Origin of the sequence: Bifidobacterium leontopitheci, from assembly GCF_009193355.1 — a bacterium.
Lineage (GTDB): Bacteria > Actinomycetota > Actinomycetes > Actinomycetales > Bifidobacteriaceae > Bifidobacterium > Bifidobacterium leontopitheci.
Genome location: NZ_WBVT01000012.1, coordinates 61,972 through 70,555 on the forward strand (window position 1 = coordinate 61,972; position 8,584 = coordinate 70,555).

6 protein-coding genes are annotated in these 8,584 nt (G+C 64.3%); 5 read left to right on the top strand and 1 reads right to left on the bottom strand.

What is annotated here, in order from left to right:
• The first annotated feature begins 363 nt into the window (after nt 1-363).
• The 4 genes from F7D09_RS05470 to F7D09_RS05485 all read left to right on the top strand — a co-directional run bounded on the left by F7D09_RS05470 (nt 364) and on the right by F7D09_RS05485 (nt 6,478).
• A complete protein-coding gene (locus F7D09_RS05470; protein WP_152234403.1) occupies nt 364-1,233 on the top strand; it encodes a DUF559 domain-containing protein in 870 nt (289 codons plus the stop codon).
• Between the two features lie 600 nt (nt 1,234-1,833).
• Complete coding sequence (locus F7D09_RS05475; RefSeq protein ID WP_152234404.1) at nt 1,834-2,718, top strand: hypothetical protein; 885 nt, start codon at nt 1,834-1,836, stop codon at nt 2,716-2,718.
• An 85-nt stretch (nt 2,719-2,803) separates the two neighbouring features.
• Entirely contained in the window at nt 2,804-3,949 is a 1,146-nt protein-coding gene (locus F7D09_RS05480; protein ID WP_152234405.1) for a WxL protein peptidoglycan domain-containing protein, read from the top strand.
• A gap of 291 nt (nt 3,950-4,240) precedes the next feature.
• The gene (locus F7D09_RS05485; protein ID WP_193312342.1) at nt 4,241-6,478 is read left to right on the top strand and encodes a peptide-N4-asparagine amidase; all 2,238 of its coding nucleotides are present in this window, start codon (nt 4,241-4,243) and stop codon (nt 6,476-6,478) included.
• Nucleotides 6,479-6,703: 225 nt separating this feature from the next.
• On the opposite strand, the gene F7D09_RS05490 is transcribed toward F7D09_RS05485, so the two are convergent.
• The gene (locus F7D09_RS05490; RefSeq protein ID WP_152234407.1) at nt 6,704-6,976 is read right to left on the bottom strand and encodes a hypothetical protein; all 273 of its coding nucleotides are present in this window, start codon (nt 6,974-6,976) and stop codon (nt 6,704-6,706) included.
• 1,140 nt (nt 6,977-8,116) lie between these two features.
• Here F7D09_RS05490 and F7D09_RS05495 point away from each other — a divergent pair.
• Nucleotides 8,117-8,503 carry an acyltransferase family protein gene (locus F7D09_RS05495; protein ID WP_193312343.1) on the top strand — a complete coding sequence of 129 codons (387 nt, stop codon included), beginning with the start codon at nt 8,117-8,119 and terminating at the stop codon, nt 8,501-8,503.
• The last annotated feature ends 81 nt before the right edge of the window (nt 8,504-8,584 follow it).

Sequence of the window (8,584 nt, forward strand, 5' to 3'; positions counted from 1 at the left end):
AGTGACGAGACCAGATTCCAAGATACACCGTAGCGGGAACAAGGAGGGCAGCGAAAAGGGCAGGATTGCAACAATTGTGGAGGTGTTTGACTAGCGGATGTGAGCGGGTGACAGGGGATGCGGAATCATGCTGTTGGACGAGCGCGTCAGACGAGCCAGAAGAACAGCGCGAGCACGTCGCGACACGCCCGGATTGGTCGCACGGTCGAACGATAGGTTTTCGCGAAACGGCCATGTTCCGCCGAAACCGCATACCGTATCGCTCGAGCATGCGACGTCCCTCGGCGTGTCGAAATGCCTAAGCTCCGACCACATCACCTGAAATTCGCGACCTTCCGCGCCGATCTTCGCTAGCGTGACATCATGACGATACTGCAATACCACGCACAGAACACACGCCAAACGATTCAGTCGCAATGCCAGCTCGTCCACGAGGACCTTGGCTACCGGCCCATATTCGTCCTGACCACCGCCTTGGCCCTCATGGGCATAGAGGCGTCGCACGGAGTCCTGGTCACGGATCTCCTTCACATAGGCATCCCGCACAGGATGAAGGTGCCCAGCCGCCCCTACGCGGAATTCCACATATGGAAACCGTTGGAGGACCCGGCCAATCTTATCGAAATCGACGGCATCATATGCACGTCGCCGGCGGCCACGTTCGCCCATCTGCAACCGTTCATGCTGTTCAAGGAGACCATCTTGCTCGCCGACCGCATGACCTGCCGCAACGACAAGCTGCGCGTGACCAGTCACGACGAGCTTGTGACGTTCTTCGATGGCAAGCGCATCAGCGGGGCCAAGTCCGCCCGGCGTGCGCTGCGGCTTTCACAGCCCAATACCGATTCCGCCAGCGAGGGGCTGTTGCGCTTGGGCGCACTGGAGTCCGGACTGCCCAACCCCAAGGTGAACCATAACGTCGTTCTCCCTTCCGCCAAGAATGCGTGGTTGGACATGGCCTATGAGAAGTACGGCGTGGCGATGGAGTTCCACGGGCAGCAACACGAGTTCCAATACGAGGCGGATACGATCCGCATGAACGAGCTGGCGGCGGTCGACTGGGTGACGCTCATCGCTTGGGCCAACACCTTGCACAGCGAGCATCGGCTCCGCCGTTACTACAACCAGGTGGCGGCCGCCTTGCATCACGCGGGCGCCCGCGATTTTCGACGCCCGCCCATGGATCTATGGACGCTGAGCGACGGCCGAAGAAACCTCGGCTTCCCCGATTAGACAGCGCGACACACCCGGATTGGTCGCACGGTCGAACGATAGGTTTTCGCGAAACGGCCATGTTCCGCCGAAACCGCGCAACCTATCGTTCGAGCATGCAGCGGTCACCGGCGTGTCGCGACTCCCACGTCCCGACACGCCCGCAGCCATACTTTTTCAACTTACAGCCACCTGAAAAATTTCCTATAAAAACATAAAAGCATTGGAAATCAGCCGGACGCCCCCTCCCCCGGGAAATCACGACCGCGCAAGATTCAATAATCCGCCCACGAACCCGCCACATGGCGAGTATATTGAAACGCAACGCAATGTGACGACGACTGTCACAGGAAACCGCCGCCGACGAAGGCGACGTCAACAAGCCCACGCAACGACAATGAAGGAGCCGCCGACCGAGTCCACAACAATACGAACTTCACGCCAACGGCTCCCGGCATCCCCCACCTGCAAGCAAGGAAAGCCAAGCCAACACCTTCGCGGCATTGACCGCATCCGGGCATCTGGACAATTCCCGAATATGGTCAAGCCTACACCATCGATGACGCGGACGGACTCCGTCGTCCATCGAACGTCATGAATCCCCCGACCAGGATGACCATCATGAACCATCATCGTATCCTCGCGGCTACCCTCGTCACAGGACTCGCCTGCATGGCGCCGGCGCCCGCACTCGCCGCGGCCGCCGAGAACCCGGCGGTCACCCCGGCCGCCGCGGCCAAAACCCCCGCAGTCCCGCCCGAGTCCGCGCTGACCCAAGGCAACCGCGGCGAGGGCCTCGGCTGGAAGACCTCGGGTGGCGAGATCACCGTCAAGGCCGACGCCTCGTTCGCCGGCCGGACCGTCTATCTCGTCTCGTACCCGCCTGCGGCGATTATCGCCACAGCCACCGTGAGCGGCACCGGATCGTTCACCATCGCCGTACCGGAAGGCGGCACCGCCACATATCGTATCGCCGTCATCGCCGACGACGGCACCGTGCTCGGCTGGCGCGAGGGTGCCGCGTCCGGCACACGTCTCGAGGCCGAGGTGATCGCGCCCGCCGAGCCGCAGGACGGCGAGTTCAGCTTCGTCGCACCGGCCGACGCGACAGTCAAGCTCACCGCGAACGCGGAGCTCGACGACCTGGGCCGCTCCATCTCGACGGGAACGTTAGGCTCTTTCACCGTCATCGACCAACGTGCGAAATCCCAGCCCGGCTGGGACCTCATCGCCGACGCGACCGACTTCGCCGACGTGCGCGGCACGACCGCCGGATTCGCCGCGTCCGCACTGGGCATCCACGTGCGGACGGCCGCCGCCGACGGACTGACGACCACCGACACGACCGCCGGCTCGGCCAGCTACACTGCCGCCATCGCCAGCCGCGCATCCGGCAGGTACGGCGACGTTGCCTTCGACGGTGCCGACCTGACCGTCACCGCGCCGGCCGGCACCCCGGCAGGCACGTACGGCGGCACGCTGACGCTCACGCTCACCTCGCGATAATCCGCCCGACCGCGTACCCCCCCCCGCCGCACATCCCGCCGTCACGACACGACGACCGCGCAAGCCTACCCACAAAGGAGTCCCCATGGCCACTCTTCGCAGAACCCTCACGGCCGTGATCGTCATGCTGGCGACCATCTGCCTGTTCGCACCGGCCGCGCCGGCCGCCCACGCGGACGGCGACACGGTGGGCATCGCGATCGCGCCCTCGAACGGCAAGACCAAGGACGGCCGCAGCCGCTTCACCTACAAAGCGAAGCCCGGCAGCACGGCCACCGACCATGTGCAGATCCGCAACGTGGGCACCGTCGAGTCGACCATCACCGTGCGCGCAAGCGACGCCTACACCGGCAAGAACGGCACGTTCTCGCTCAAAACCAGCGACCAGAAGCCGACCGAAGCCGGATCGTGGGTCACGTTCGGCGGCAAGGACTCCGTGCAGGTGACGCTCAAGCCGCAGGAGAGTCGGCAGGTCGAGTTCACGATGGCGACGCCCGCCAACGCCACGCCCGGCGACCATGCGGCCGGCATCGTGGCGAGCGTGGCCGCTCAGGGCGATGGCAACGTGCGTGTGGAGCGGCGCATCGCGGTGCGCATGTACATCCGGGTGCCCGGCAAGCTCACGCCGGCGCTCGCCATCAGCAACGTCACGGCCGGTCAGGACTTCTCACTCAACCCAGCCGACGCGCCGGTGACCGTCCGCGCGACCGTGAAGAACACCGGCAACGTGGCGCTGCATGGTCGGATGGCCGCCTCGTTGCGCTGGTTCGGGCTCACGGTCGCCACGACCCAGCTGGACGTGGACGAGCTGCTGCCCGGCACGAGCGTTCCGGTGACGTTACGGTTCGACGACAACGTGCCGCAGACCATGTGGCTCAGGCCGCATCTCGAGCTGCAGCCGATGGTCGCGGCCGACGCAATCGACCCCGGTCCGCTCTCCGTCGTCACGTATGACGGGTTCATCTGGGCGGTGCCATGGACTGTGGTCGTAATGCTGGTCGTGGTGCTGACTTTCGTGATGGTGACGGTCGTCAGACGCCGCAAGTCGAGGAAGTCACGGCACGGCGGAACCGGCGGCAGGGCTCGCGGCGAGGGCACTGCGGACGTGGCGGAGCCTGATACCAAGCTGAACGTCGAGACAGTCGGCGACCCGACCGCTCAGCCGACAGAGTCGATTGCCGAGCCGACCGGCAAGCCGGCTGAACTTGAGACAACCGCAACGTCAGAGTAGCCGCCGTCACCCGGCCGCGAGCCGCGAGCCGCCATGCGAGATACGGCTGCCATCATGACCGCCGCGAGCCGCCACCCATCACCCATCACCCCACTGTCGGCACACCGCCAACACTGCTCTTTCCATCGCCATCTGCCCCGGGGCACCCGCCCCAGCGGCGACGGGCCGTCATACCCGTCGCCGTCGATGACGGCGCGACGTCCGATGACGCCGCCGCGCCGCCCCCGGCCGCCGGCCGTCATCAGCCGACGCCACCCACCAACCCACACGATTTCTCATAGGAGAGAGACCATGAAACCCAACATGAAGCGGCTCCTCGCGGCAATGGCCGCCGCCGGAACCCTCGCAGCAGCCATCCCGTCAAGCGCCGCGCTCGCCGCGGGAGACGCGAGCATCACCGCCTCCTCGCGGTACACGAACGGCTCGATCGCCGCGCAATGGGCGTACGGCGAGTCGGCCGAAGCCGGCTCCGTGCAGCCGATCACCGCCGAGCCGAAGGTGGAGCGTCCGAGCACGACGCCGTGCACGGTGAACCTGTTCGACGACTACCAGTTCATCCCCAAGGATGGCGCACCGCCGCAGGACTACTCGTACACCCCGCCGGCGGACTGCAAGGGACCGTGGGCGAAGGTCGTGCTCGAGACCGACTTCAGGGCGGACGCCGACGCCGCCCTCTACGACAAGACCGCGCAGATGTTCCTCGGCGGCGTGACCGTGTACTACGGCACGACGATGGGTCCCGGCCAGTTCGCCGGCAACTATCCGAACGCCGCGGAAGGCCTGCAGAAGGTCGAGCCCGAATGGCATGAGGAGAACGACCTGACCGAGTATTCGGCGCTGTTCACCCAGGCGCAGTCCGGCAAGGTCCACATCGACAACGACGCCATGCAGGGGCCGTACAAGACGCCCGAGTCGGAGACCAAGGCCGTGCACATGAGCGCCCGGCTCAAGTTCTACCCGCTGGCCGAGGGCGAAACCGCACCCGAAGTCGCCGACGACGTGCGCTCGCTCGACCCGGCGACCGACGAGGGCAAGGTCGTGTGGAACGATTCGCAGGAGCTCGCCTACACGTTCGACGACCTGCCGCGCAACATCGAGAACGTCTACCTGGACGTGACACGCGAAGGCCAGCGTTCCGACGAGTTCTACTATCTCAACGACGACCCGAAGGACAACCTGCGCGAGTTCATCGTCAAGATCGACGGCACGCCCGCCGGCGTGGTGCCCGCCTACCCATACAAGTACACGTACACGAACGGCGGCGGCTACAGCTACTACCATTGGAGCCCCGCACCCGGCCCGAACACGTTCAACTTCATCGCGTACCGTGTGGACCTGAGCCCGTTCGCCGGCGTCCTGTCCGACGGCGGCTCGCACACGGTGTCCGTCAACGGCTACGGCCTGCAGGACCGTGAGCCCGACCGTGACGGCTACGTGCTCACCGGCGGCTCGTTCTGGTATCTGGCCGGCAATCTGGTCATGTACCGCGACCACGGCAGCGAGCAGGTGACCGGCGAAGTGACGTCGAACACGCTCGCCGCCGAGCCGACCGTAACCGAGGACCAGGCGGCGATGACCGTCTCCTCGACGCACGACTCGACGATCAGCGGCTATGTCAACACGTCGCACGGCAAGGTGACGACCACGCTCGACAGCAGCGTCACCTTCTCCAGCGCGACCCCGGACGTCCAGGGCTCCACGCCGTCCATCGACCAGACGACCGGCATCACCACCACGAAGACGGTGACCGCCGGCGACAAGACGGCGACGACCAAGGTCGACCTCCAGTACATCAACCAGACCGGTCCCGCCCGCGCCGACGGCACGAACACGCTCGGCTGGACGTACAACGCGCAGGACGCGACCGGCTGGACGAAGATCTCCGACCTGTACACGACCGTGCCCGGCAGCTCCGAGGCGAACGCCCGCTACACGGCATCCGACTCCACCGGCCGCTGCTACGACCGCAGCATCGACACGCACGTCGAACGCCGCAACAGCAGCGTGATCGCCGTGACCGACGGCGGCAGCTGCCCGGTGACCGAGGGCACCGCCAACCTTGAGGCCGAGGTGATCGCACCCGCCGAGCCGGAGGACGGCGAGTTCAGCTTCGTCGCGCCGGCTGAGGCGACCGTGCGGCTCACCGCGAACGCGGAGCTGGATGATCTGGGCCGCTCTGTCTCTACGGGAACGCTGGGCGCGTTCTCGGTGATCGACCAGCGCGCGAAGACCAAGCCGGGCTGGGATCTGACCGCCGACGCGACCGACTTCACGCGCGACGGCGGCACGGCGACCACGTTCGGCAGCAAGGCGCTCGGCATCCATGTGAAGACCGCAGCCAAGAACGGGTTGACCATCGCCGACACGACCGCGGGGTCCGCGACATACGCGACGACCATCGCCTCGCTGGGCGGCGGCCGGTACGGCGACACCGCCTTCGACGGCGCCGACCTGACCGTCATCGCCCCGGCGGGCACGCCGGCCGGCACATACGGCAGCACGCTGACGCTCACGCTCACCTCGAAGTGAGCGGCGGCCGGACCGGGATGGCTAGACGAAAGCCAGTCCGGCTCGGCTAAGCGACGACTCAGCCGATGACATGACGGACCGTACTCGTAGCGCACCTACGGGTACGGTCCGTCATGTTTTGATGACCAACCGTACTCGCAGAACGTCTACGAGTACGGTCCGTTGTTTTTCGTCGACGGACAGTACCCGTACCGGTAGCCGCACCCAACCGCCATCGCGTCCGCCCTACTTCGACTCGTACACGTACACGTCGGCGTCGAGTCCGTCCTCGTACGTCTTGCTGACCAGCCGGTACCGCTCACGCAGGATGTCCTTGATGCCCGGCTGCTGTATCCACCAATGCACGAGGACCAGATACTTGGTGCGCGGCTTCTCGTACATGGCCAGCAGCGTGCGCTTGTATTCGGGGTTGAAGCGCGCCTGCCGATCTATATTGTGCGCGAAAGCAGCGAGTGAGGGGCGCGTCAGAGTCGGCGCCGGCGGTTGAGGTCGCGACACGCCGAAGTCTGTTGCACGCTCGAAAGATATGTTTCCGGACTTTGGCGAAAATGGCCGTTCCGCGAAAACATATCTTTCGACCATGCAGCAATCTCGGGCGTGTCGCGACCGCGCAACCCGGCCACCCCGCTCCCGCTGGCGGGAGCTGTCGAGCGAAGCGAGACTGAGGGTGGCCCACCGTTCACGATTTGCACCGCCCGGCAAATTGTGAACGCCATAGCGCACAAAACCACACACGCCGATACCGCACAATGGCGGAATTCCGGGCTTATTCATGTTCACTCGCACATCCCGACCGTTCATGATTTATCAGGCCGCGCAAATCGTGAACGGTCGGGACGCGCCAACAAGCCGTCATTCGCGGAAAAACGTGACAGACGCTGCAAACGGCAGCAATTGTCTTACCCACGCGTGTGACCAGCCTGTCTGCCGGTTCCGCACAAGGCCATTCCGGTGTAGACGGGCAGCTCCTCAGATACACCGAGAACACGGCCGACAAGAACGGCTTCATTCCGCCACTCACTGCACGATTCCGGCGCTGATACTCGCAGTGACGCCCGCCTATTCCGGAATGTGCCCTGAAACAGGCCGATCCGCCACGCGCCCGGGCAGAAAGCCGCCTCATATGAGGCTGATTCACATTTTCATGCGGACTTTTCCGCATTCGCGCTACATTTTCAGGCGGACTTACTTCTGGGGATCGCTTAGCCACACGATTCCTAAGGTATCGCGAGCGGAACATTCCTTGGAGGAGATGCGATGGCAGCGAAACAGCTGCGAAAACGGCGGCAATATCATCACGGCCACCGCGACACGCCCGGGTTCGTTGCACAATCGAACGATAGGTTTCCCAACTTCCGCAGAACATGGCCGTTTCGCGAAACCGTATCGTTCGACCGTGCAACGACTTCGGGCGTGTCGCGACCGTTCCGGCCTCGTCCCGTCATCCGCCGCCAGTCTATGTCACGTTTTCATACCTGTCACGAGATGAGGTCACCTGCCAAATCACCAGCGAATCCGCAATCCGCGAATAGCGCTCCCAAAATCCCAAAAACTTGAACGCCGCACATCGGCATGACAGCTCGATTCCCGACCTCGCCGGTCTTTCCCTGCGCAACGGCCGCGCGCTACACTATCCGTATGGGTAAGAAGCGGGAAGATATCGTCAACATCCGTGCGCTCGCAATCATGCTGGTGGCGTTCGGGCACAGCATCATCATCTATTCGAGCGGCTGGAACCTATACAGCACCACCGTACAGGCGCCTCTGCTCGACCATGTAAAGAACGTCATCAACATGCTGCAGATGCCGCTGTTCTTCTCAGTGTCCGGTTTCTGCCTGGTCTTCACGTTGAAGAGGGGGGACGCGCTTAACGCCCGGGCGTTCCTGTGGAGCAAGTTCCGGCGGGTGCTGCTGCCGTTCCTGATCATAGGCTGCTGCTGGATGCTGCCGATCCGGCTGCTGCTCGGCTACCCCGGATATGAACTGCACCCCGATTGTTGGACTGCGATAATGCAGATTCGATGATTGGAGGTGCGGTTTCTCATGTGTGGGGATCGCAGGCGTCATTACGACGACGGTTTCATGAGGAAGGTCGCGGACCTGATC

Coding starts and splice junctions, on each gene's coding strand:
- F7D09_RS05495 (WP_193312343.1), top strand. CDS start 8,117: ATGGGTAAGAAGCGGGAAGATATCGTCAACATCCGTGCGCTCGCAATC.
- F7D09_RS05480 (WP_152234405.1), top strand. CDS start 2,804: ATGGCCACTCTTCGCAGAACCCTCACGGCCGTGATCGTCATGCTGGCG.
- F7D09_RS05475 (WP_152234404.1), top strand. CDS start 1,834: ATGAACCATCATCGTATCCTCGCGGCTACCCTCGTCACAGGACTCGCC.
- F7D09_RS05470 (WP_152234403.1), top strand. CDS start 364: ATGACGATACTGCAATACCACGCACAGAACACACGCCAAACGATTCAG.
- F7D09_RS05485 (WP_193312342.1), top strand. CDS start 4,241: ATGAAACCCAACATGAAGCGGCTCCTCGCGGCAATGGCCGCCGCCGGA.